Origin of the sequence: uncultured Odoribacter sp. (genome assembly GCF_937966165.1) — a bacterium.
Taxonomy (GTDB): Bacteria; Bacteroidota; Bacteroidia; order Bacteroidales; family Marinifilaceae; genus Culturomica.
This window is the reverse complement of the sequence record NZ_CALCLB010000022.1, coordinates 64,369-89,399: the sequence shown is the minus strand read 5'-3', so window position 1 is coordinate 89,399 and position 25,031 is coordinate 64,369. Positions and strand designations below refer to the sequence as shown.

Below are 25,031 nucleotides of genomic sequence, written 5' to 3'. Positions count from 1 at the left end.
ATAAAGCCTCTTTTTCATTGAAAGGAACCGCGAGCCGGATTGCAGTTGTATAAATTAAAATACCAATATTATATACCCACGCCATAGTTTAGATTTTGTGCCAAAGGTAAGGAATTTGTCTTGATAATCATAGTTTGTTAAAAAAATGAAAGAGTATACTCGGGAGAGAAGATGGATTTTCTTACTTAAAATTAGTTTTTTTTATAAAAAAATTCCTATCTTTCCCACACATTTGTGTATTTATAGATATAAATAGAATACTTACTCTTAAATCTTTATTATTATGGAAATGAATGTTAATGTATGGAAAAATTCTACTGCCAAAGTTTTTAATGGTGTATTATTATTTTCTCTTTCAGGTATTGTCGGAGGGATCGTAGCTGCTATAGCTGCTTTTTCAGGAAGTCTTGGGGCTGCCTTATGGATAGCAGTATTGGCTGGTTTAGCTACAATTTTAGGATATGTATTGTACATTATGGGATTGGGGCAGTTTCAGAGTATATTGGAACCTCAGGATGCTGCTGCTGTTTCTAAGGTAAAAACGGCTGCCATTTTATTAATTATCGGGGCCGGAGTCTCCATTATTCTTTCTATTGTGCCGTTTTTAGGAACTGTTGTAGGAAGTATTATCAGTGGTATTTTAAATATTATAGGTTGTATTTTATGTGTAATAGCCTTTTCTGCCTTAAAGAAATCTACAACTTTCCCGGCAAGTGCCAGAGGTGGGGTTTCCAGTCTTTATACAGCTTATTTATTAAATTTGATCGGTTATATTTTAATGATAACCGTTATTTTAGCCGTAGTTACTCCGATTTTAAATTTGATCGCTTTTATTCTGATTTTAGTAGGTTGGTCAAATGTTAAAAAAGCAGATCCGACTAAGTAAGAAAGTTATGTGAATATAAAAAGCTGCTGAAATATTTTGGCAGCTTTTTTTATGTCTTCTTTTTCCCGTCTTGTTTATTATTGTGTAAGACTTTTTTCATTTCTCTTACTTTTTTCTTTTTATTGTCGTACTTTTGTGGCGTTAATTGTGGAAGGATTTGGCTGATTGCAACCACGGGAAAAAATTGCTAAAACGCATACAGTTTGTGTATTCAACCATCCATAGCCTTTCCTGTTTTATTAATTTATAATTGGAGAATTGGGAATATTTTTCAGTTTTCAATGAACAAATGGATTAAATTATGGGCTATTTATTTACTTCAGAGTCAGTATCGGAAGGTCATCCGGATAAAGTGGCAGATCAGATTTCCGATGCTATTTTAGACAAGATTATCGCTTATGATCCGGATGCGAAGGTGGCTTGTGAAACTTTGGTTACCACCGGACAAACAGTGATTGCGGGAGAGATTAAAACAAAAACTTATGTAGATGTGCAGCAGATTGCACGGGAGGTAATCAATGAGATCGGCTATACTAAAAGTGAGTATATGTTCGATGGAAATAGTTGCGGCGTATTCAGTGCCATTCACGAACAGTCGCCGGACATTAACCGGGGAGTTGTACGGGATGATCCTATGGAGCAGGGAGCCGGAGACCAAGGGATGATGTTTGGCTATGCATGTAATGAAACGGATAACTATATGCCTCTTTCTTTGGAACTGGCGCATATCCTGTTGAGCGAATTAGCGCAGGTACGGAAAGAGGGGCAATTGATGAATTATTTACGTCCGGATTCAAAATCGCAGGTTACCGTGCAATACGGAGATAACGGAAAACCTCAGCGTATTCATACGATTGTGATTTCTACTCAGCATGATGATTTTATCCGTCCGGCCAATGAGACGGAGGAGGCTCAGTTAAAAGCCGATAAGGCTATGGTGGAATGGATTAAAAAAGATATTACAGATATTTTGTTGCCCCGGGTAAAAGCGCGGTTGCCGAAGCGGGTACAAGCTTTGTTTGACAAGGATTTGATTCTGTATGTAAATCCTACAGGAAAATTTGTGATCGGAGGTCCGCACGGAGATACGGGTTTAACGGGACGGAAGATTATTGTAGATACGTATGGAGGGAAAGGAGCTCATGGGGGAGGGGCTTTTTCGGGAAAAGATCCTTCAAAGGTAGACCGTTCTGCCGCTTATGCGGCCCGGCACATTGCTAAAAATATGGTGGCTGCCGGAATTGCTGATGAAATTCTGATTCAGATTTCTTATGCTATCGGAGTCGCCCGGCCTGTCGGTATTTTTATAAATACGTATGGTACTGCTAAAGTGGATTTGCCGGATGCAGAGATCGCGCGGAAAGTAGGAGAGATTTTTGATTTGCGTCCCAAGGCAATCGAAGAACGTTTGAAGTTGAGAAATCCGATTTACCGGGAAACGGCTACCTATGGACATATGGGACGTACGCCTCAAATCGTAAAAAAAGTCTTTACTTCCTGTTATTGGCCGCCTTTGGAAAAAGAAGTAGAACTTTTTACCTGGGAAAAGCTCGATTATATCGATGAAATTAAACAGGCATTTAAATGATTTTATACTAAAAAACGCTGCCGGAAACTACTGGCAGCGTTCTTTTTAAGTGGTATAAAATCAATTCCTTCTTCCCAAATAAATCATAATGTAATAAAGTAATGTGGCTAAAGAAGAGAGGGCTGCAATTACATAAGTATAAGCTGCCCATTTCAGAGCATCGAAGGCATATGCCTGTGTTTCATAAGTAGTGATTCCTGAATTTCTCAGCCATGCCAAAGCCCGGTGACTGGCATCAATTTCTACCGGTAAAGTAATAAAGCTAAAGAGAGTCATAGCAGCGAAAAGTATGATTCCTGCCAGCAGTAATTGCGGAAATGTATTGACCAGCAATATGCCTGCCAATAAAATCCATTGTACCCAATGAGAGGCAAAGCTCACTACCGGCACCAGGGCTGAACGGAGTTTGAGCATACTGTAGGCTTTTGCATGCTGGACTGCATGTCCGCATTCATGGGCTGCTACAGCGGCTGCAGCTATACTGTTTCCATAATATACTTCCTTACTCAGATTTATGGTTTTATCTACAGGATTGTAATGGTCAGTTAGCTGACCTTCTACACTGCCGATTTTTACTCCGGTGATTCCGTTGTCCCGGAGCATTTTCTCTACGACCTCTTTTCCGTTCATGCCGTTGGCGGTAGGTATTTTTGAATATTTGACAAAACGGCTTTTAAGTTGCTGACTAATCAGCCAGCTAATCAGGGTGAATCCAATAAAAATAATCCAGATCCACATATTACCTGCAAACAATGTTGTGTGTTCCATATTTATAGTTGATTAAACTGTTTGTTGTAAAGGTGCAAAAAATGTACCAATTTCCTCAAAGATACGATGAATGTCGTTATTACAGATCGCTTTTGAATAATTTAACAATTACTGACAAAATGCTTGTTCCGCAAATAGAAAATAGAAAGAGTTGTTTTCCGGAGAGTTATTTTTATTTTTGCAAGTAAACAGGAGATTATGGGAAAAGTTTTGATTATAGATGACGAAAATCAGTTAAGGAGATTATTGTCCCGTATAATTGGTTTGGAAGGCTATGAGGTTGTACAGGCTGATAGCTGCAAATCAGGAATGAAACAATTGCTGATCACTGATCCGGCAGTCGTATTGTGTGATGTCCGCTTACCGGACGGAAATGGAGTGGATTTAGTAAAGGAGATAAAAAAAGTTAAGCCTTGTGTAGAGATTATAATGCTTACGGCTCATGGGAATATTCCGGATGGGGTACAGGCTATAAAAAATGGAGCCTTTGATTATATTACCAAAGGAGATGACAACAATAAAATTATTCCTCTTTTAAGCCAGGCTATGGGAAAAGCTCTGGCTGCCCAGGAAATGCAGTTCTCTGAAGGAAATAGAGATAAAAAATGTTCTTTCGAAAGTATTTTAGGTAGCTCCCGGATTTTGAAAGAAGCAGTGGTGATTGCGGCAACGAACCGGGATTTACAAAAAGAGATAGCTGAAGGACATTTCCGGGAAGATTTGTTTTACCGCTTGTCGGTATTTCAGATTCATTTGCCCCCTTTAAGAGAACGACCGGTTAATGGTGACAGACTTGCCCGTTAAAATTCAAAATGCACAGGCTATTCAGAGCGGGGAGCCTGTTCTTTCGGATTTTGAGTTAGCTGGTATGGAAAAGAAACATATTCTCAAAGTACTACAATATACGGCGGGTAATAAGACAGAAGCCGCTCGTTTAATGCATATCAGTCTCACCACCTTATACCGGAAAATAGAAGAATACAATATAAAACTCAAAAATTTGGAGTGATTTTGCGGTAAACCTGCTTTTTCCTGCATTTTTTATTTTTGCCGGGCTGCGAACCATTTTAACTTAATTATGGCAAAGAAGTGGTTTTTGTTTAATCTTTATCCTTTTATTTTTCGTAAGGAGAACTAAAGTTAGACGAATTATTAAATTAAAACGGAACGGTATGATTAAGATTATTTTTACAGTTTTATTTTTGATTGGTTCTTGGAGCGGATATGCTCAGGATATAGAGAAAAATGTTGGAGAAGTTGAAAAGAAAGTTATTGAATGGAGACGGCATATTCATCAACATCCGGAATTGTCTTTTCAGGAAAAAAATACGGTGGCATACGTAGATAGTCTTCTGAAAAGTTTTGGAAATATTCAGATCTCTCACCCGACTCCCACCAGTGTTTTAGGTATCTTAAAAGGAACGAGACCGGGGAAAACGGTTGCTTTCCGTGCTGATATGGACGCTTTGCCTGTACAGGAAGAAACAGGGCTGCCGTTTGCTTCGGTCGTTCCCGGGGTGAGCCATGCCTGCGGACATGATGCTCATACGGCTTTATTACTGGGAACAGCGGAGGTACTTTCGAAAATGAAAAATGAAATTCAGGGTACTGTATATTTTATATTTCAGCCCGGGGAAGAAAAAGCGCCTGGAGGTGCACAGGGAATTATAAAATCGGGAGCCTTAAAAGGGGTGGATGCTATTTTTGGAATTCATGTGGTTCCGAATTTTCCGGCAGGCCATATCGGTATTCTTCCGGTAGGAGCTGCCTCTACAGCGTCGGATGGCTTTTTCCTGACCATTCACGGAAAAGGAACACATGGATCCATGCCTCAGTTGGGGATCGATCCTATTGTTATTGGAGCTGATATCGTGATGTCCCTTCAGACAATTATTTCCCGCAATGTTACACCCGGAGAAATGGCTGTTATTTCTGTAGGAAAATTTCAGGCTGGCAATGCACCCAATGTTATTCCTCCGACGGCAGAATTAGCAGCTACCGTACGTACGGTTACAGATACCACCCGTCAGTTGGTTGCCGACTGTATAAAAAACAGAATTGAATACATCACAAAAGCGTATGGCGCCACTTATGATCTGAATTATGTTTTCAGTTACCCTGCCGTTCAGAATGATGCAGCCCTGTGCGCCCTGGCCAAAAAAGCAGCCATTCAGGCTATCGGAGCAAATAATGTCGCTGATGTGCCCCGGATGCCTGCCAGTGAAGATTTTTCCTATTACCAGGAAGTGGCTCCCACCTGTTTTATGGTGCTGGGAGTGGGAAATGGAGTTGCTAATCACAATCCGGCATTTAATCTGGACGAAAGTGCTTTGAAAAATGGAGTGAGGACAGAAGTACAAATTATTCTGGATTATTTAAATTCCAAATAAGACTATCCGAATAAATCGAGTTGTCAAAATTAAGACACTGTTAATCAACAAAATAAACAATTTCTGGAAAAAATCTGTCTGACAAACATTTCTGAATCAGATCTTTTTCTGATTTCCGTTAAAAAATAGAGGGAACAGTATTCGCTGATCCCTCTATTCTCGAAGTAAATATTTTCTTTGGTTTTTATTAACGTTGAAATACTTTCGTGGCATCTTTCGGCGTCTTGTACCAGTCATTGCTGCGGGTGCCTCCGTTGGCGCTATGGGTAAAGTAATAGCAGTCGTCTATGCTGTTTCCTTCCAGACACCAAAGAAATTTCCAGGCGGGGTTTTCCGGGTCACTGATCGGAATTTCCAGTACATAAGGATATGTGCCTGTATTATAATTGGTGTCGAAAATATAGTTCGTTCCATTATACAGGTATGGTTTAATATCTCCATACAATGTATAACTAGTTGTCTTATCCGATTCGGTATACTGCTGTTCCGGTCTTACATTTTCATATCCTTTAAGTCCTGTCAGGAAAGGCGAATAACTGCTTCCTACTTTAAATCCGAATTCGTTGTCATACAAAGCTCCTGTTGCCAAAGGCTTAGTAATAACCTGTTTGGCTTTATTGGAGGTTTTATAATAATCAATAATTTTATATTCAATTACGGCGTCGTTAAAGTCAAAATCTCCTTGTATCGGATAATTATCTTCAAACAAATAAATACCTGTTATTGTTTTATATTCATCTATCACGGGAGGATCAATGGGTTCACTGGGATTGATTGCAAGCGGATTACTTTCTAAAAGACATAACATATCGTTGTAGTCCCCATCGTATTTTGATTCAGTAACACTTCTGTTTTCCATACCTAAGATGTTTCCTTCAAAAGAGCCTTCCTGGATATGCCGGATAAAGCCATTTGCTATGTATTGATTCTCTATCTTGAATTCTCCTTTACCATCCAGATATTTAAGCGTAAAATTGGTAATTTTTTCATTGAGATGAGGAGTGGTAAATTGAATTTTACTGTTTCCGTAATAAACGAAACCGATACTTAAACCTTTTTCAAATCGTCCCAATTTGTATCTCTTGTAAGAAGAAATACCTCCGGAACTGAGTTCATCTTTCGTATAGAATATATGATGTGTTTTATTGTCAATATCAGCGTAAGGGATGGGTTGAATTTGACCGTTTACAATTCCGTAAAATGTACAGTCATCTTTTTCCAGAGAACCTTGTTTGTCACTGTTATACGTATAAAACCAAATTTTTCCGTAAAGTCCTCCCTGTCGACTGCCTCCATCCCCGACAAATGTCATCCATACATCAGCTTCGTTGAAATCCCCCGTACTTCCCGTCTCTGCAATGACTAAATCCGTACATTTGTATAAATTTCCACCCCTTACATTATTGGTCGCTTCCGGAAAATAGGAACTATTGATGGCTGCCAATACATTTTCATCGATACTCTGAGTATCCGAACTCCTGCTGTTTGCATCAATGAGGATGTCTTTTACAGCGGATTCATACATTTTTCCGTTTCCGAGAATGTATAATTTATCGACGTCATTCGGTACTTCTAATAGTGTGTTTATAGGCGTTTTACCAATCAGGCAGGGCTGCTTTATTAAGCTCCCTTCCTCGTAAGGATACTGATAGTAAACAGCATATACCAAACCTTCCTGAGGAGAAGTGATATTTACTTTAATATCTTTACGGTTACTGAAAGATTTTGCGTATTCCAACAGGTTATCTTCATTGTAAAAATTTTTATGATCGACGCATGCCCCGAAAATAAAAAGGCATATAAATAGTACAATAAATGGTTTCATTTTTATTAATTTAAATATGCTACAAAAGTATAAATAATTATTATAGTCCTTTTCTCTCTTTGTAAAATTTTTTAGAGAGCAAAGTAGAATAAATAATGTATTATAAATTTTTTACGGATAAAATTTGTTTGGGTTCACCAGCTTCGGAATTTTATCAATAGCGTTTACTGTTTTGAAAATTGACTTTTTCATTTTGAAAGGGTGGGGCTTTATAAACCGGAAGAGTTTAAATGCTAATAATAACATTCTAAATATATTACTATGAGATAATAAATTGAGGCATGGTATTAGTATAAGAAGGAAAAGGAAAATTTATTAAATCAAAAGTTATGGAAATTTTATCTTTTATTTTTTTATGTGTAACCGGAGCATTGTGTTATTGTTTTTTATTCAAGTGTGTGAATTTATTGTATGTATTAATCAGACCCGAAGAATTTTAGCCGTTCAGAAAGATGTATTTGCGTTTTTATCTGAACAACCGGTCCTCTGAAATCAAAAAATCAAAAAATGGATACAGAAATTTTAGGTAATGTATAGACTGGCTTATTGTCCAATGCGATTCCTTATTCTAAAGAAAATTCACGAATTATAGTAGATGCAAAGCAAGAGGCTTGAAAAGTGGACATTAATGTACAGGATTTTGGAAAAGGGATTGATCCCTATTATCACCAAAGTATTTTGAACGGTATTTCCGTGTGCCGGGTACCTTGGTACAGGGAAGTGGATAGGGGTTAGCTATTTCTAAAGATTTTATGGAAGCTCACGGGGGATGATTCGCTTGGAAAGTGAGGTCGGGAAGGGAAGCCGGTTTACGATTACCTTTCCTATCCGTTAGGGTTCGTAAGTTTTGTGTTAAAATTCAGAAGGTTGCATAATGTGTGCGGCCTTCTGTCGTTTATAAGCCTTTGCTTTCTTGTTTTTTTCAAAAATTGTGTTTAATTTGTGAACCGTTTTAAAACGTTTGAAACGTAAAATTATAATAACTTAAAATTTTTTACCATGAAAACCTACAGTCCTAACGAGATTAAAAATATCGCACTCGTGGGCAGTGCTGGTTCCGGTAAGACCACACTAGCCGAAGCGATGATGTATGAGGGCGGGGTCATCCCGCGCAGAGGTAGCGTAAGTGCTAAAAATACCTCCTCTGATTACCGGCCCGTAGAACAGGAGTATGGTTCTTCGGTATTTCCGGCTGTTTTATATGCAGAATGGAAAGACCAGAAGTTAAATTTTATTGATACTCCGGGGGCTGATGATTTTGTCGGAGGCGTTATCTCTGCGCTGGAAGTTGCAGATACAGCGGTTATGGTAGTAAATGCTGTAAAGGGAGTCGAAGTCGGGACAGAAATTGTAAGTCGTCATGCAAAGCGGATGAATAAGCCTTTGATTTTTGTGGTCAATCAGCTGGATCATGAAAAAGCCAATTTTGAGCAGACGATTGAGCATGCCCGGGCGTCTTTCGGTAAAAAAGTCGTACAGATACAATATCCGGTCAATCCGGGTCTTGATTTTAATATGGTCGTGGATGTTTTGAAGATGGAGATGTATAAATGGAAACCGGAAGGAGGAAAACCGGAAGTATTACCTATTCCGGATTCAGAAAAGGAAAAAGCGGATGAATTGCACAATGCATTGATTGAAGCTGCAGCTGAGAATGATGAGAAATTGATGGAATTGTATTTCGAGAAGGGAAGTTTGACGGAAGACGAGATGCGTGCCGGAATCCGGGCTGGTTTAATTGCACGGGATATGTTTCCTGTTTTCTGTGTTTCTGCAGAGAAAGATATGTGCGTACGGCGGTTTATGGAATTTTTAGTGAATGTTGCCCCCAGTGCTGCCGTAATGCCGGGGACAGAGACCGTTGACGGACGCCTGATTCCTTATGATGATGCAGGGCCGGCTTCCGTGTTTATTTTTGCTACCTCCATAGAGCCTCATTTGGGAGAAATTAACTACTTTAAAGTTATGTCAGGGGCTTTAAAAGAAGGAGACGATCTCACGAATATGACGAATAATACAAAAGAACGTTTTTCTCAGATATTTGCTGCTGCAGGAAAAAACAGGACAAAAGTAACCGAAATGCGGGCAGGGGATATCGGGGCTACTGTGAAGCTGAAAAATACGAAAAACGGGGATACTTTGAATGAAAAGGACTGTGATTATCAATTCCCTGGTTTTAAATATCCGGAACCCCGTTTCCGTACAGCCGTAAAAGCTGTCAATAAAAATGACGATGAAAAGGTCGCAGAGGTTTTAAATCGTATGCATGAGGAAGATCCTTCCTTATTGGTGGAATATTCTAAGGAGTTAAAACAGCTGATTTTGTCAGGACAAGGAGAATTTCATTTGAATACAATGAAATGGCGTATTGAACATAATGATAAATTGCCCATAGAATTTATCGCTCCAAAAATCCCTTACCGGGAAACCATTACAAAATATGCTCAGGCTGACTACCGCCATAAGAAGCAATCCGGAGGAGCCGGTCAGTTCGGAGAAGTCCATATGGTGATCGAACCCTATATGGAAGGAATGCCGGATCCGACTTCCTATAAAATCGGAGGGGTGGACAGTAAAATGTCGGTCAAGGGGAAAGAAGAATATGATCTGCCTTGGGGAGGTAAACTGATATTTTACAATTGTATTGTAGGAGGAGTGATCGAAGCCCGTTTTATGCCGGCTATTTTAAAGGGAATCATGGAGAAGATGGAAGAAGGTCCCCTCACCGGGTCTTATGCCCGGGATATAAGGGTATGTATCTATGATGGGAAGATGCATCCGGTTGACTCAAATGAAATATCTTTCCGTTTGGCAGGAAGACATGCTTTTAGCGAAGCTTTTAAGAATGCCGCCCCGAAAGTATTGGAGCCTATTTACGATGTGGAAGTACTGGTCCCGGAGGAAGACATGGGAGATGTGATGAGTGACCTGCAAACCCGGCGGGCCGTGATTATGGGTATGGATGCGGATAGCGGTTTTCAGAAGATTATAGCTAAAGTACCTTTGAAAGAAATGCAGCGTTATTCTACAGCATTGAGTTCTATTACCGGAGGACGTGCTACATTTGGAATGAAGTTTGCCGGTTACGAAAAAGTGCCTGCTGAAATTCAGGAGGAACTTCTGAAGTCTTACCACGAGGAAGAAGAGGACGAATAAACGTTTCAGAAAATGCCGCTTTGAAGCGGCATTTTTTTTGGAGTTTCCGGGAGATTGCTAATGGTTTGGAGAGAGACGCTCCGGATTTCTGTTTTTAATTTTGTTTTTATTTATACCTTTGTGCGCAGCTTCAGTGCATCTACTCTGGAATAAATATATAAACTGTCTGTTTGGATGAACCAAAGAAGAGGATCGTTTTGAGCGAAATAAAGGTCGCTGTGAGGAAGAACCGGTCCGGAAAAAAAATAAAGTCTGTTTGTAACTAAAGGAAAATATGCATTTATTTTATACCCCCGGCATTGAAGGGGAAATTTACCGGTTGAGTCCTGAAGAATCGAAACATTGTATAAAAGTATTGCGTTTGGAAACAGGGGATTCTGTTATTTTAGTGGATGGAAAGGGGGGATTTTATTCGGGAATTATTACAATAGCAGATGTGAAAGGGTGTCAGGTAAAAATCATAAATACTACGCCTCATTATGGAAAGCGGAAATTCCGTTTTCATCTGGCGGTAGCCCCGACGAAAAATATCGAGCGCACAGAATGGTTATTGGAAAAATGCACGGAAATCGGAACAGATGAATTTAGCCTGATAGAATCTGTTCATTCGGAACGGAAGACAGTGAAAGAGGAACGTTTGGAAAAAGTCATTATAGCGGCGATGAAACAGTCGTTGAAAGCTTACCTTCCGCTGCTTCATCCGATGACAGGTTTTCAGCAATTTATCACAAATTGTGCAGGGAAACAAAAGTTTATAGCTCATTGTCATCCGGGTCCTAAAAAACGCCTGGATGAAGTATACGGGAGAGGAGAAGAAGCCATTGTCTTGATTGGTCCGGAAGGAGATTTTTCGGAAGAAGAAGTGGCTGAAGCCCTAAAATATGGATTTATACCTGTAACATTAGGGCCTAGTCGTTTGCGGACGGAAACAGCTGCTATTGTCGCTTGCCACAGTATAAATTTTCTCAATGAACAAGAGGATATATAAGTGGGGCCTGAAAGAAAAACAGGAGCATTATGAACAGAAAAAATGCTCACGTCAGTAAAAGTCCAGGGAATGTCATTGTTAGGATAAAAACAATCTTTCTATTTTTGAAACATGGAGGATATTTTAAAAATACTGCTGATAATTGCTTTGTTTATGCTTATACCCCGATGGATATGGGGACAGAAAACGAAGCAGAAAATTGCTTTATTAAAATATAAGGGGATCGGACAGGAAAATGTAAAGAAGAACTGGATGGACCGGATTTCGTTTAGTAATAAGAACCTGAATACTGATTTTGCCCGTTGTCCCGTAGGGGTAGAACCTGCGGATCAGGCTATTTTTCAGTATCCTTTTGTATATATGGATGGTGCACAGGTATTAATCTTAACCGAAGCAGAAAAGCAAAATCTCCGGGAATATACAGCTGCCGGAGGTTTTCTGCAGATTCATGTTCCGGAAGTAAGAAAAGCTGATTTTTTTTCAGAAATAAATCAAATATTTCCTGAAGCGAAAAAAGTGAAAATAGAAGGGGATCATCCGATTTTTAACCAGAAATATAAATTTCCGGAAGATTTTCCTTATTTACAGCAGTTTTATAAAAAAGATTTACCGGTTTGGGGGATTACGACAGAAGATCGCTTATGTGTATGCTGTGAAAGTTTTGAAAGGGAAACAGAACAGTTTAAAAATACAGAAATGATCAGTTTACAGATTGTTCCGGAAGAAATTCTGAAAATAGAGGCCAATATTCTCAGTTATGTATTTCAAAACCAATGCCTGTGACATTATACTTTCCGTAGATCCGGGCAATCCCCGGGATAAATAAGGAATTCCGGATTTTGGTGTAGGGTTTGTTTCCGGAACGTCCTCCTGAAAAAAAAGACGAAAAACTTTTCTTATAAAAAGATAAAATAAGTCATTTTGACATTATTTGAGAAGGATTCTCTGTCAAATTGTCTGTATAACTGTAAAAAATTCTTTGAAACATTTTAAGAAAGGATTCGGTATAAGTTTTGTACTCTGGCTGCAACAGAAAGGAGCACGGAATTATGAATACAGATAATTATACAATTAAATCGCAGGAAGCATTACAAAAAGCGGTGCAGCTTGCACAGTCAAAAGGACAACAAGCAATAGAGACGGGTCATCTGTTGAAAGCGGTTGTCGAAGTGGGGGAAAATGTAACCCATTTTATTTTCAATAAACTAGGGGTTAATCGTAATAATTTGCTGGCGGCTTTGGACCGGATTGTCGATACTTATCCCCGGGTATCCGGTGGAGAGGTTTATCTTTCCTCTGATGCTAATAAAGTATTGGAAAAGGCCGCCCGTTTTGCTAAAGAAATGGGAGATCAATACATTTCTTTGGAGCATATCTTATTAGGGCTTTTAGATGGGAAAGATCAGGTTGCCCAGTTGATGAAGGATAGCGGAATGACGGAAAAAGAAACCAAGGCGGCTATCGGGGAGTTACGGAAGGGTTCGAAAGTCAATTCTCAGTCGGCAGAGTCGACCTACGATTCTTTGGGAAGGTTTGCTATTAATTTGAATGAGAGGGCTAGGAATGGGAAATTGGATCCGGTTATCGGAAGGGACGATGAAATCCGGAGAGTATTACAAATACTTTCCAGGCGTACAAAGAATAATCCCATATTAATTGGGGAACCGGGGGTTGGAAAAACGGCAATTGCAGAAGGGTTGGCCCAGCGGATTGTAAATGGGGATGTACCTTCCAATCTGGCTTCCAAGCAAATCTATTCTTTGGATATGGGGGCGTTAATTGCGGGGGCAAAGTATAAAGGAGAATTTGAGGAAAGATTGAAGGCTGTCGTAAACGAGGTAATTTCTTCGGAAGGGGAAATTATATTATTTATTGATGAGATTCACACATTGGTCGGAGCAGGAAAATCGGACGGAGCAATGGATGCTGCCAATATCCTGAAACCGGCTTTAGCCCGTGGAGATCTGAGGGCTATAGGAGCTACAACCCTGAATGAATATCAGAAGTATTTTGAGCAGGATAAGGCTTTGGAACGCCGGTTTCAGAAAGTGATGATAGATGAGCCGGATGTGATGAGTGCAATCAGTATCATGAGGGGGTTGAAGGAAAGGTATGAAAATCATCATAAAGTAAGGATCACGGATGATGCAATTATCGCTTCGGTAGAATTGTCTCATCGTTATATTTCCGATCGTTTTTTGCCCGACAAGGCCATTGATTTGGTTGATGAAGCGGCTGCCCGTTTACGGCTGGAGATGAATTCTGTACCGGAGGAGATAGATGAGCTGGACCGGAAGATCCAGCAACTACAAATTGAAAAGGAAGCATTAAAACGGGAAGGAAGCAGTAAGAAGCTGGACGATATTAAAAAAGAACTGGCAGATCTGAACGAAGAACGGACGAAGTTAAGAGCCCAATGGGAGTCGGAACGTTCGCTGATCGATGAAATACAGAAAAATAAAGATGCGATAGAGCAATATAAATTTGAGGCCACACGGGCAGAACGGGACGGGGATTACGGAAAAGTAGCTGAATTGCGTTACGGAAAAATCAAGGAAGCGGAGAGCCGTATAGAAGAAGTAAAGCAAAAGTTAGCCAATATGAAGAATGGAGAATCCTTGATCCGGGAAGAGGTGACAGCTGACGATATAGCTACGGTCGTATCGAAGTGGACCGGCATACCGGTCAACCGGATGATGCAAAGTGAACGGCAAAAACTGCTCTCTTTGGAAAAAGAATTGCACAGGAGGGTTGTTGGGCAGGAGGTTGCTATCGCAGCTTTGGCTGATGCCGTAAGGCGTAACCGGGCAGGATTGCAGGATGCTAAACGGCCGATCGGATCTTTTATTTTCCTGGGAACGACGGGGGTTGGAAAAACCGAACTGGCAAAAGCGTTGGCTGAGTTTTTATTTGACGATGAAAGTCAGATGACCCGTATCGATATGTCAGAATATCAGGAGAGGCATTCCGTCTCTCGCTTAATCGGAGCTCCTCCGGGATATGTAGGATATGATGAAGGAGGACAGTTGACAGAAGCCGTAAGGCGTAAACCGTATTCTGTCATCCTGCTGGACGAAATCGAAAAAGCCCATCCGGATGTGTTTAACATCCTCTTACAAGTATTGGACGATGGACGTTTGACGGACAATAAAGGACGGGTAGTCGATTTTAAAAATACGATTATTATTATGACTTCGAATATTGGGGCACATATCATTCAGGAAAAACTGAAGGATTTGAATGAAAAGAACCGGGATGAAATATTGGAAAAAACCAATGCCGAAGTATATGAATTGTTGAAGCAAACCATTCGTCCGGAATTTCTCAACCGGATTGACGAGGTGATTATGTTTACTCCCTTGCAGAAAAATGAAATCGTGGATATTGTCCGGCTGCAAATCAATAACGTCAACAAAATGCTGGCCGATAATGGTATTGTATTGGAAGTCACCGATAAAGCAGTCGAATGGATTGCTAAGGAAGGGTATGATCCCCAGTTTGGTGCCCGTCCGGTAAAACGGGTGATACAGCGTACTCTACTGAATGATTTGTCAAAACAGATATTGGCCGAAAAAGTATCTAAGGATAATCATATCGTCATAGATGTGAAGAATGACGAGATTGTTTTCCAGAATAAATGATCGTTAAATGTATAAAGGAAAAAGAAAGTTGTACCGGATAATCTTCGCCAGCGGTTCACGCATGAACAAACTCCGGTTTGGGTGAAGAGGTGTAGGAAGGATTAGGTTTTCCCTTCATCAGTCTCCGGCAAAAGCATACCTTCTATCTTTTGAACATTTAAACATTTGAAATAAGTAGTAAAAACGGAAAAGGGGATGTCTGTAAATATTTGACATCCCCTTGCTTTTGGGTTAAAGGATTTGCCGTATGGATTCCAGTTCGGTTTCGGAAAAAACAGTATTTTCTATGGCTTTCAGATTGTTCTGTAATTGCTCTACGGAACTGACTCCAATGATAACACTGCTCACTTTATCGTTGCGGAGTAGCCAGGCTAAAGCCATTTCGGCCAGTGTTTGTCCGCGTCCTTGAGCGATTGCGTTTAGTTTACGTACTTTGGCAAGAACGGTTTCTGTCACTTGTTCTTTTTGCAGAAATCCCGTAGATTTGGCAGCCCGGGAGTCGGGGCTGATTCCCTGAAGATAACGGTTGCTCAGTAATCCTTGAGCCAGAGGGGAGAAAGCGATCATGCCTAGGTGAAGATTATGTATGGTTTCCAAAAGTCCGTCTTCTACCTGCCGGTCGAATAGTGAATACCGGTCCTGATGGAGCAGACAAGGGGTGCCTGCTTCTTTTAGCAAAGCCACTGCTTGCTGAGTTTGAGTGGTATTGTATTTGGAAAGTCCTGTATAAAGAGCTTTCCCTTGCTTAACGATATCGGAAAGGGCTCCCATTGTTTCTTCAAGCGGTGTGTCCGGATCGGGACGGTGGGAGTAAAAGATATCCACATAATCCAGGCCCATTCGTTTCAGGCTTTGGTCGATGCTGGCCATGAGATGTTTCCGGCTTCCCCCTTGGCCGTAAGGACCGGCCCACATTTCATGTCCGGCCTTGGTCGATATAATGATTTCGTCCCGGTAAGGTTTCAGGCCTTTTTTTAAAATTCGTCCAAAATTTTCCTCGGCTGATCCGGGAGGGGGACCGTAATTATTTGCCAGGTCGAAATGAGTGATTCCGTGGTCGAAAGCGGTATAAAGGATTTCACTGGATTTGTCAAACCCGTCTGTTTCTCCGAAATTATGCCAGAGTCCCAAAGATAGGGCTGGGAGGAACAAGCCACTTTGGCCGCAACGGCGGTAAGGCATAGGCTGATATCTGTTTGGGCTGGCTTTATAAATTTCCATGTCTATCGGATGTTATTTTTTAATTTTTTCATAATATTGGCAGGAGGACGTTGTTGCCGGAGTTCGTTGGCCATAAATTCAAACTGTTTTTGAGTATGCCGGAAAAACAGTTGAAATCCTTGGCAAAGGCAGGAAATATATTCTCCTGCTTCGTTTTTTATAAATCGGTTTTTGGGGCAGTCCCCTCCGCAAATCGCTAGAAATTCACAGGCACGGCATTGGGCAGAAAGCGAATCCTGCTTCCGTTGTTCAAAGAAAAGTTGTTGATCGCTTTTTACCATTTCGGCTAGGGCTGAATCCATGATGTTACCGATCCGATTTTCTGGAAAAACGAAATGGTCACAACAATACACATCCCCGTTGTGCTCAATAGCAGGCGAACAGCCGCAGAAAGGGGCCATTGAACAGAGGGAAGGAGACTGACCGACATAAGCAGCCAGGGTATTGTCGAAATAATTGATAAAATACTTTCCTACGTCTTTTTTCACCCATAAATCGAAAATGCGGCAAAGGAAATTTCCCCAATCTACGGCACTTACATTTTCCTGCATAATAGCTGTTGCCTTGGAATAGGTATTACTGACGACAGACAAAGGCGCATTTTCATCCAGGGCAATCCTTTCTGCAATCGGGGTGAATTGCAGAAAATGACTTCCCGTACTTTTTAGAAATTCGTATATCAATGCAGGTTGTTTACTATTGGAAGCATTTACGACCGTCATGATATTAAATTCCACGCCGTATTCCCGGAACAATTTTGCACATTTCATAACTTTTTCCCAGGAACCTTGTCCATTTACAAAACGCCGGTGGTTGTCGTGGAATTTTTGGGGTCCGTCTAACGATAAGCCGCAAAGGAAATGGTGTTTGGCTAAAAATTCAGCCCATTCTTCATTGATTAATGTACCGTTAGTTTGAAAAGAGTTGGCGATTTCTTTTCCGTTCGCATATTGCTGTTGGAGGGCAACGATATTTTGAAAAAAATCTATTCCTAATAAAGTAGGTTCTCCTCCATGCCAAATAAATTCAATCCGTTTCTGAGGTTGAGAGGCTATGAAATCGCGGACAAGCTTTTCCAGTACTTGCTCATTCATGCGGAAGCTGATCCGACTGAGTTTTTTATCCGGATAGAGCGCATTTTTTTCGAGGTAATAACAATAGTCGCAGTCCAGGTTGCAGACCGGACCAATGCATTTCACCATCACTGAAAAGCTCCGTTGGACTTTTTCACGTTCTTGTTCAAATAAAAAGGAAGCTGTTTGTCGCCTGTCTGTATTCATGCACCGATAATTTGTCCAAAAGTAATAAAAAACTCCTTGCCAGAGGCAAGGAGGGACACAAGATTCTTTATGAAATTGTGTTATCAGATTAGGTTAGTTTAGTTGCGAATTACAGAAAATCAAACGAGAACTTTTTTCGAAATGTTTCAGGTCCGGTCGGATATTTTTTTAAATAGACCTAAAGAGAAGAGAGTTTTGTGAAATAAATAACTTTCTGCGAAAATCAGCGTAAATGAAAAATAAGGGAAGATTTGAAAATTGAGGATAAAAATTATGGACAGATTTAGTATACCTTCAGATGAAAAAATACCCGAACAAAATCAGCGTATTTTGAATGAGTTGAAAATGGCTTTTGGATTTATTCCCAACGTATATGCTTTTATAGCTTATTCTCCGGTTGCTTTGAAAAGTTATTTGCATTTTACCCGGGAAAAAACTTCCCTGACAGATAAAGAAGCTGAAACGATTTATTTGGCAACCAGTCAGGTGAATGAATGTCTTTATTGCCTCAGTGCCCATACCTTTATGGCAAAAGCGATTGGGTTTACAGAAGAGCAGATTGTAGAAATCCGCAAAGGTAAGGTGACATTCGATCCCCGGTTGAATGTACTGTCAGTTTTAACCCGGGAAATTGTGGAGAAACGTGGCAAAATCGGAGAAGAAAACCTGAAAAATTTTTATTCAGCCGGCTACAAAAATGAGAATCTGGTAGATTTGATATTATTAATTTCTCAGATAATGGTGACTAATTTTGTCAATAATATTACTCATAATAAAATCGATTTTCCCGAAGCTCCTGTATTTGAGAATGAAAGCTAAATCCGTTTAAAACCTGTTTGTGAAAAAGAAAGGAGCGCGTTTATGCTCCCGTTTGTTTCCGGCTATTTTTCCCCCATAAGTGAAAATAGAGGGTTAAAAATAAATGCCAGTGATAGAAGACCAGTAATATAAAAAACATACCCAATATGGCATGTGTTTGTTGGAGGTTATCTGTTATCCGGCCGAATCTCATCCATAAGCCCGTTACGGACAGGGCGATAAAGTCTGCCAGTAATAAGGTGGTCATTATTTGAATTCCTCTTTTTTTCATATCTTGTTTTTAAAGCCATTTTATTCCATTTGAGAACTCATCCCCAGATACATTCCGATAAAATAAGGAATGAGCCAGATACACCAAACGAAAATACTGAAACGGCTGAAATTGTGTTTGGCGTTTGCAGATCCTTTCCAGAAAGTCCAGAAGGCCCATATCGCATGTATAGACATCAGAATAATAGCGATAATCCCCATTATAGCATGTAATTTGTCATCATGGCCGGTCAGACGTACTAATCTGGCCATAAAAGAGGTTCCGATGAAATCACAGGCCAATCCCAAACCAAATGTAACGACATGCCATCCTTTCAGCCGCCCTTGAATCCGTTCGCTCCACACTCCGATAGAATAGAAAACTAATGCCATTGAAATGATGACGATGGCAAGAATTAGAAAATGATTTTCGTAGGGCGTAAAATGCATCTTTTTAGGTTTTTGTTCAGATATTCTATTACGAAAGGGAATAAATTTAGTTTTCCTGAACGGTGTAAAAGACAGGTTTTGTACTCTTTGCTGCAGGAGAATATCTTTTGGAAAACAGGCGTGTCCGGATTTCCCGGCTTATTATTCATTCCGGTTGTTCCCCGGGATGTAAATTACAATGTGATGTAAAAATGAATCTAGGGATCAAAGAAAAACCCTGTAAATCAAAAATTTACAGGGTTTAATTGAGTTAATTCTGTACTCGAGGCGGGACTTGAACCCGCACAGCCGCAATGGCCACAGGATTTTAAGTCCTGCGTGTCTACCGATTCCACCACTCGAGCATCCTCTTGCGAGAGAGCGAAAAACGGGACTCGAACCCGCGACCCCGACCTTGGCAAGGTCGTGCTCTACCAACTGAGCTATTTTCGCATTTCAATGAAATTCAGTTTCTGTAACATTACCTTGCCAAGGTCGGTTTTATTCATCCTTTCGGGCAAGGTCGTGCTCTACCAACTGAGCTATTTTCGCATTTCAGTATCTTCCTTTAATTTTATGGGAAGGGAACAAATATGGGAAAGAACTTTTTTCTTTAGCGACTGCAAATATAAAGTGTTTTTTAGTTTGTACAAATAAAATCATAAAAAATATTTTAAAACCTCCGGGAAGAAATTGAAAAAGAAGGGGAAAATTTAAAAACGAAAAGATATTTATAAGTTGGATCGTGTTTAAATTATTGTATGACGATGAGATTATTATTATATTTGTCAGATTTTTAAGAAGAAATAAAATGAGCGGGAAAAAAAGCAGAAGAGTTGTAGGATCCTATTTCGTATCTACCTTGAGCATTGCTCTGGTGTTAGTCGTTGTAGGAATTTTGGTATTTATTCTGTTAAATGCAAAATTCATTTCCGATCATGTGAAGCAAAACATAGGTTTCTCTGTTATTGTGAAAGACAACGTCAATGAGGCAGAGATAAAAAAAATGCAGAAAATTCTGGATACCAAACCTTTTGTTGTGTCTTCAGTCTTTATCAGTAAAGAAGAAGCTGCTCGTAATTTTAAAATGGAACTGGGAGAGGATTTTGAACAAGTTTTGGGCTATAATCCGCTTTTACCTTCTATTGAAATAAAGCTTAATCCCCTTTATGCCAATAATGATTCTTTGGCTGTTTTAGAAAAAAGTCTTTCGGCTTATGAAGTGGTTCAGGAAGTTTCTTACCAGAAATCTTTGGTTCAATATATTAACGAAAATATTCGCAGGATTAGTTTTATCCTTTTGATTGCAGGGGCCGTATTGGTTCTGATCTCCTTCACGTTGATCCGGAATACCATTCATTTATCGGTTTATTCGCAGCGTTTTTTGATAAAGACAATGCAATTGGTCGGAGCAAAGCCTTTTTTTATCTGTAAGCCTTTTATCCGGGACGGGGTATGGTTTGGCTTTTTCGGGAGTATGTTTGCGAATATCATTTTGTTGTCCTCCGTTTATTTTTTACAGAAGGAAGTAGGAAGTGTAATTAATATACTGAATAATCAGATTTTGGTCATTATGGTGGTATTTGTATTTATTACAGGTATTTTACTTTCTTTTTTCTCTTCCTGGTTATCTGTTGTCACTTATTTGAACAAGGATTTGAACGATCTTTACCGCGTCTGAAATGTATATAAAATAGAAATAAAAATATGGCGAAAAATAGCAATTTGAAAGAACCGGTAAAAAAAGCCGGTTTCCCGATACCTGCAGGGAATTATAAAATGATATTAATCGGTTTCGGAATTATTATTTTAGGTTTTATATTGATGATGGGGGGAGGAAGCGAGGATCCGAATCAATTTAATTACGATATATTTAGTTTTAGGAGAATCACTTTGGCTCCTATCGTGGTATTAGGCGGTTTTGGTTTTGTCTTTTGGGCGATTATGCGTAATCCCCGGGGGAAAAAGGAAGACTGTTAAAAAATGAATGGATCGTTTAAACGGAAAGGGGAGGATTTATACGGTTCCCTATTTTAATTTCGAACAGATATGGATTGGTTAGAAGCTATGGTGTTGGGGCTTATCCAAGGCCTTACAGAATTTTTGCCGGTTAGTAGTTCCGGACATCTTCAAATTTTTAATGCGATTTTTGGAATTCAAGGAGGAGAGAACCTTACTTTTGCTGTAGTCGTACATGCGGCTACTGTCTGCAGTACTATTGTTGTTTTACGTAAAGAGATTGCTGACTTATTGGCCGGTTTATTCCGCTTTAAGTGGAATGAAGAAACAATCTATATTGCGAAAATTGTTGTGTCCATGATTCCAGTCGGGATTGTAGGCTTTTGTTTTAAGGATTATGTCGAGGCTCTTTTTGGTTCAGGTTTAACTGTTGTAGGAGGAGCCTTATTGGTAACAGCTGTACTGTTAGCTTTTGCTTATTATGCCAAGCCCCGGGTAAAGACGAAAATATCTTTTAAAGATGCGTTTATTATCGGTTTGGCACAGGCTTGTGCGGTAATCCCGGGTTTGTCTCGTTCGGGATCTACGATAGCTACAGGAATATTACTGGGTAATAATAAAGAGAATGTGGCTAAGTTTTCTTTTTTGATGGTATTGGTGCCTATTTTGGGAGAAGCTTTACTGGATTTGATGAAAGGTGATTTTTCTCATGGGCAAAGCGGAATTTCTGCTTTGGTTTTAACCGTGGGATTCCTTTCTGCTTTTATTTCAGGTTATATTGCTTGCAGCTGGATGTTGAATCTGGTGAAAAAAGGGAAATTGATCTGGTTTGCTGTTTATTGTTTGGTCGTAGGCGTGATTATCCTGATCATTGAATAGGCCGAAGGTATAATTCGACGGAATGAAATATGATTTTATTTAAGGAAGAAGGGATATTTGAGGAAGGTGCTTTGGTTTTAGTGGATAAACCGCTGAAATGGACCTCTTTTGATGTTGTGAACAAGATTCGGTGGTGTTTACGAAGGAAATACGGAAAATTGAAGGTGGGACATGCCGGTACCTTGGACCCCTTGGCTACAGGTTTGGTTATCGTATGTATCGGGAAGTGGACAAAACAAATTGAAAGTTATATGGGGCAGCAAAAAGAATATTTGGCTCAGATTTGTTTAGGAGCTACTACCCCTTCTTTTGATTTGGAAACAGAGATCGATACAAGATACCCCTGGAAGCATATTACGCGGGATTCCTTCGAAAAAATACTTTTGCAGTTTACTGGGGAAATTCAACAGATCCCTCCTGTCTATTCGGCAGTAAGAGTAGATGGCGTAAGGGCTTATGAAAAGGCACGTAAAGGGAAAGGACCGGAAATGTTACCCCGGAATGTTTATATCAAAGAGATAGAAGTGGTAAAATTTGAACTTCCCTACGTAGAACTTCGTATTGTGTGCGGGAAAGGTACCTATATCCGTTCTCTGGCACATGACATTGGAAAAGCTTGTGGGAGTGGTGCTTATTTGTCGGGTTTGAGACGTATGAAAATAGGAGAGTTTCGGGTGGAAAGGGCAAATAAAATGGATGATTTGATTGCTTTTTTGCAAGAAAAAGGCTAACTTGCGCAACTTATTTTGGACTTGGGCGTTTCTTTAAAATAAGGAGAAATAGTGTTCCAAGTGTTTCACTGTGTGGATACTTATGGTTAATATAAAATTGAAGATATGAAGTTATCGAAGTTTAAATATAAATTACCTTCTGATTTAATTGCCTTGCATCCGACTCCTAACCGGGACGAATGCCGTTTGATGGTGCTGAATAAAAAGACGGGGCAGATTGAACATAAGATCTTCAGGGATATTATCGACTACTTTGAGGAGAAAGATGTATTTGTATTTAACGATACAAAGGTTTTTCCGGCTCGGCTTTATGGAAATAAAGAAAAAACCGGAGCGGAAATAGAAGTTTTTTTACTGAGGGAACTGAATAAGGATTTACGTATTTGGGATGTATTGGTGGACCCGGCCCGGAAAATTAGAATTGGAAATAAATTATATTTCGGGGAAGACGACAGTTTGGTTGCAGAGGTAATTGACAATACGACTTCCCGGGGCCGTACATTGAGGTTTTTATTTGACGGAGATTACGATGAGTTCAAAAAGATTTTATACGATTTAGGTGAAACTCCTCTGCCTAAATTTATTAACCGGAAAGTAGGGCCGGAAGATGCTCAGAATTATCAGACGATATTTGCTAAAAATGAAGGGGCTGTAGCAGCACCTACTGCCGGTCTTCATTTCAGCCGGGAATTGATGAAGCGAATGGAAATCAGAGGTATTAATTTTGCCTTTTTGACTTTGCACGTTGGGTTGGGCAATTTCAGGGAAGTGGACGTGGAAGATCTGACCAAGCATAAAATGGATTCGGAACAGATTATTGTAACTCCGGAAACAGTAAAAATTGTCAATGAAGCAAAAGATGAAAAGCGGAAAGTTTGTGCTGTGGGTACTACTGTCGTCAGGACACTGGAAAGTTGTGTGACGACCAAGGGACGTTTGACTGAATTTGAGGGATGGACGAATAAATTCATTTTTCCTCCTTATGATTTCAGTGTACCGGATGCATTTGTTTCAAATTTCCATTTGCCTTATTCTACTTTATTGATGATGGTCGCTGCTTTCGGAGGATATGAAAATGTTATGAAAGCTTATGATGTTGCCGTAAAAGAGAAATATAGATTTGGTACGTATGGGGATGCCATGTTAATTATTTGATTTTTAGCCGGTATTTCTTTTCCGTAAGTAAAGAAAGAGGTATCCCTAAAAGAAAGTATTTTTTGGTTTGGCTGATAGAATGAGAGGTTGTCAAGTATTTTAGGCAACCTTTTTTCGTGTCTATAAAATTATTTGCTTTTGCAGAGGTCGGAATAAATGTTTTATAAATCTTTGAAACTTTCGGTGTATCCCGCAAGTAAAAGAAAAAGGGAGACATTATATAAACAGGGGAACTTATGAAAGGAATAAAGATTTTTTTTATATTGTTTTTAATATATTTTTTCCAACAATGTGCAACTGTTCCGATAACGGGTCGTAAGCAGCTTTTAATTTACCCGGAAGGTGAGATTATGCAAATGAGCCTGACTTCCTATCAGGATTTTTTAAAGGAAAATAAATTGTCTACGGATGTCAGAAATACGCAACGGGTAAAAAATGTTGGGAAGAGAATAGCTCAGGCGGTGGAGACCTATTTGAGATCTCAGGGGTTGGAGTCGCGAATTGAAGGGTTCAACTGGGAATTTAATTTGGTGCAAGGTAAAGAAGTAAATGCTTGGTGTATGCCGGGAGGGAAAGTTGTATTTTACGAAGGAATTTTGCCAGTATGTAAAACAGATGCCGGAATTGCTGTGGTGATGGGGCATGAGATCGCTCATGCGATTGCCCGGCACGGGAATGAACGCATGAGTCAGCAGATGCTGGTACAAGCCGGAAGTACAGCTGCAGCCTATGCTTTAAAGGATAAACCGGAGACTACTCAGCAGTTGCTGGGAACCGCTATCGGATTGGGAACTAATTACGGAGTCGTGCTTCCCTTTTCCCGAAAACACGAAAGTGAAGCAGATCGTCTGGGATTGATTTTTATGGCCATTGCAGGTTATAACCCTCAGGAGGCTGTCGATTTTTGGACACGTATGGCTGCCGCTTCCTCAGGTCAGAGAGTCCCGGAATTTGTTTCTACCCACCCTTCTGATACCCGGCGGATCGCCGATTTGAAAGCTGAAATTCCGGAAGCTATGAAATATTATAAAAAATAGTATATTTAACTTTTAATAGGAAAGGATGGA

Annotated in this window: 20 protein-coding genes, 2 tRNA genes and 2 pseudogenes; 16 read left to right on the top strand and 8 right to left on the bottom strand. The window is 39.9% G+C overall.

Translation table 11 applies throughout. The features are described from left to right. The first annotated feature begins 283 nt into the window (after nt 1–283). Entirely contained in the window at nt 284–886 is a 603-nt protein-coding gene (locus Q0465_RS10055; RefSeq protein ID WP_298615749.1) for a hypothetical protein, read from the top strand. A 301-nt stretch (nt 887–1,187) separates the two neighbouring features. Continuing rightward, entirely contained in the window at nt 1,188–2,474 is a 1,287-nt protein-coding gene (metK, locus tag Q0465_RS10050) for a methionine adenosyltransferase (RefSeq protein WP_298615747.1), read from the top strand. Between the two features lie 60 nt (nt 2,475–2,534). Here metK and Q0465_RS10045 read toward each other — a convergent pair whose 3' ends face one another. Further along, complete coding sequence (locus tag Q0465_RS10045; RefSeq protein WP_298615745.1) at nt 2,535–3,242, bottom strand: zinc metallopeptidase; 708 nt, start codon at nt 3,240–3,242, stop codon at nt 2,535–2,537. Between the two features lie 198 nt (nt 3,243–3,440). Between Q0465_RS10045 and Q0465_RS10040 the strand changes: the two are divergent. Both Q0465_RS10040 and Q0465_RS10035 read left to right on the top strand, forming a co-directional pair. Further along, nucleotides 3,441–4,251 (top strand): annotated as a pseudogene (locus Q0465_RS10040) (sigma-54-dependent transcriptional regulator). A 163-nt stretch (nt 4,252–4,414) separates the two neighbouring features. After that, the gene (locus Q0465_RS10035) at nt 4,415–5,632 is read left to right on the top strand and encodes a M20 family metallopeptidase (RefSeq protein ID WP_298615743.1); all 1,218 of its coding nucleotides are present in this window, start codon (nt 4,415–4,417) and stop codon (nt 5,630–5,632) included. 187 nt (nt 5,633–5,819) lie between these two features. Here the strand turns inward: Q0465_RS10035 and Q0465_RS10030 are convergent, their stop codons facing one another. Continuing rightward, nucleotides 5,820–7,457 carry an LruC domain-containing protein gene (locus Q0465_RS10030; RefSeq protein ID WP_298615741.1) on the bottom strand — a complete coding sequence of 546 codons (1,638 nt, stop codon included), beginning with the start codon at nt 7,455–7,457 and terminating at the stop codon, nt 5,820–5,822. A gap of 493 nt (nt 7,458–7,950) precedes the next feature. Between Q0465_RS10030 and Q0465_RS10025 the strand changes: the two are divergent. The 5 genes and pseudogenes from Q0465_RS10025 to clpB all read left to right on the top strand — a co-directional run. Continuing rightward, nucleotides 7,951–8,292 (top strand): annotated as a pseudogene (locus Q0465_RS10025) (sensor histidine kinase); the annotation flags it as partial. Nucleotides 8,293–8,456: 164 nt separating this feature from the next. Then, on the top strand, nt 8,457–10,613 hold the full coding sequence (locus Q0465_RS10020) for a translation factor GTPase family protein (RefSeq protein WP_298615739.1): 2,157 nt from the start codon (nt 8,457–8,459) through the stop codon (nt 10,611–10,613). Nucleotides 10,614–10,887: 274 nt separating this feature from the next. Beyond that, entirely contained in the window at nt 10,888–11,601 is a 714-nt protein-coding gene (locus Q0465_RS10015) for a 16S rRNA (uracil(1498)-N(3))-methyltransferase (protein WP_298615737.1), read from the top strand. 111 nt (nt 11,602–11,712) lie between these two features. Continuing rightward, nucleotides 11,713–12,384 (top strand): DUF4159 domain-containing protein, encoded by a 672-nt coding sequence (locus Q0465_RS10010; protein ID WP_298615735.1) that lies wholly within the window; start codon nt 11,713–11,715, stop codon nt 12,382–12,384. Between the two features lie 266 nt (nt 12,385–12,650). Next, nucleotides 12,651–15,242, top strand: coding sequence for an ATP-dependent chaperone ClpB (gene clpB / locus Q0465_RS10005; protein ID WP_298615733.1), 2,592 nt, complete (start codon nt 12,651–12,653; stop codon nt 15,240–15,242). Nucleotides 15,243–15,473: 231 nt separating this feature from the next. Here the strand turns inward: clpB and Q0465_RS10000 are convergent, their stop codons facing one another. Beyond that, the gene (locus Q0465_RS10000) at nt 15,474–16,463 is read right to left on the bottom strand and encodes an aldo/keto reductase (protein WP_298615732.1); all 990 of its coding nucleotides are present in this window, start codon (nt 16,461–16,463) and stop codon (nt 15,474–15,476) included. A gap of 2 nt (nt 16,464–16,465) precedes the next feature. Then, nucleotides 16,466–17,743 carry an anaerobic sulfatase maturase gene (locus Q0465_RS09995; protein WP_298615730.1) on the bottom strand — a complete coding sequence of 426 codons (1,278 nt, stop codon included), beginning with the start codon at nt 17,741–17,743 and terminating at the stop codon, nt 16,466–16,468. A gap of 273 nt (nt 17,744–18,016) precedes the next feature. Here Q0465_RS09995 and Q0465_RS09990 point away from each other — a divergent pair, with 273 nt between their 5' ends. Beyond that, nucleotides 18,017–18,562: a carboxymuconolactone decarboxylase family protein gene (locus Q0465_RS09990; protein WP_298615728.1), complete on the top strand. Its 546-nt coding sequence runs from the start codon at nt 18,017–18,019 to the stop codon at nt 18,560–18,562. Nucleotides 18,563–18,602: 40 nt separating this feature from the next. Here the strand turns inward: Q0465_RS09990 and Q0465_RS09985 are convergent, their stop codons facing one another. The 4 genes from Q0465_RS09985 to Q0465_RS09970 form a co-directional block, all read right to left on the bottom strand. Then, a complete protein-coding gene (locus tag Q0465_RS09985) occupies nt 18,603–18,833 on the bottom strand; it encodes a hypothetical protein (RefSeq protein ID WP_298615726.1) in 231 nt (76 codons plus the stop codon). Between the two features lie 20 nt (nt 18,834–18,853). Further along, nucleotides 18,854–19,261 carry an HsmA family protein gene (locus Q0465_RS09980; protein WP_298615724.1) on the bottom strand — a complete coding sequence of 136 codons (408 nt, stop codon included), beginning with the start codon at nt 19,259–19,261 and terminating at the stop codon, nt 18,854–18,856. Nucleotides 19,262–19,520: 259 nt separating this feature from the next. Then, nucleotides 19,521–19,605, bottom strand: a tRNA-Leu gene (locus tag Q0465_RS09975). Nucleotides 19,606–19,620: 15 nt separating this feature from the next. After that, nucleotides 19,621–19,693, bottom strand: a tRNA-Gly gene (locus tag Q0465_RS09970). A 358-nt stretch (nt 19,694–20,051) separates the two neighbouring features. Here Q0465_RS09970 and Q0465_RS09965 point away from each other — a divergent pair. The 6 genes from Q0465_RS09965 (at nt 20,052) to Q0465_RS09940 (ending at nt 25,001) form a co-directional block, all read left to right on the top strand. Next, nucleotides 20,052–20,921, top strand: a complete 870-nt coding sequence (locus Q0465_RS09965; RefSeq protein WP_298615722.1) for an ABC transporter permease — start codon at nt 20,052–20,054, stop codon at nt 20,919–20,921. Between the two features lie 26 nt (nt 20,922–20,947). Next, nucleotides 20,948–21,220, top strand: coding sequence for a DUF3098 domain-containing protein (locus Q0465_RS09960; RefSeq protein ID WP_298615720.1), 273 nt, complete (start codon nt 20,948–20,950; stop codon nt 21,218–21,220). A 69-nt stretch (nt 21,221–21,289) separates the two neighbouring features. Further along, entirely contained in the window at nt 21,290–22,078 is a 789-nt protein-coding gene (locus tag Q0465_RS09955; RefSeq protein ID WP_298615718.1) for an undecaprenyl-diphosphate phosphatase, read from the top strand. Between the two features lie 29 nt (nt 22,079–22,107). After that, nucleotides 22,108–22,809, top strand: a complete 702-nt coding sequence (gene truB, locus Q0465_RS09950; RefSeq protein WP_298615715.1) for a tRNA pseudouridine(55) synthase TruB — start codon at nt 22,108–22,110, stop codon at nt 22,807–22,809. Nucleotides 22,810–22,914: 105 nt separating this feature from the next. Beyond that, a complete protein-coding gene (gene queA, locus Q0465_RS09945) occupies nt 22,915–23,964 on the top strand; it encodes a tRNA preQ1(34) S-adenosylmethionine ribosyltransferase-isomerase QueA (RefSeq protein ID WP_298615713.1) in 1,050 nt (349 codons plus the stop codon). A gap of 236 nt (nt 23,965–24,200) precedes the next feature. Continuing rightward, nucleotides 24,201–25,001, top strand: coding sequence for a M48 family metallopeptidase (locus tag Q0465_RS09940; protein ID WP_298615711.1), 801 nt, complete (start codon nt 24,201–24,203; stop codon nt 24,999–25,001). The last annotated feature ends 30 nt before the right edge of the window (nt 25,002–25,031 follow it).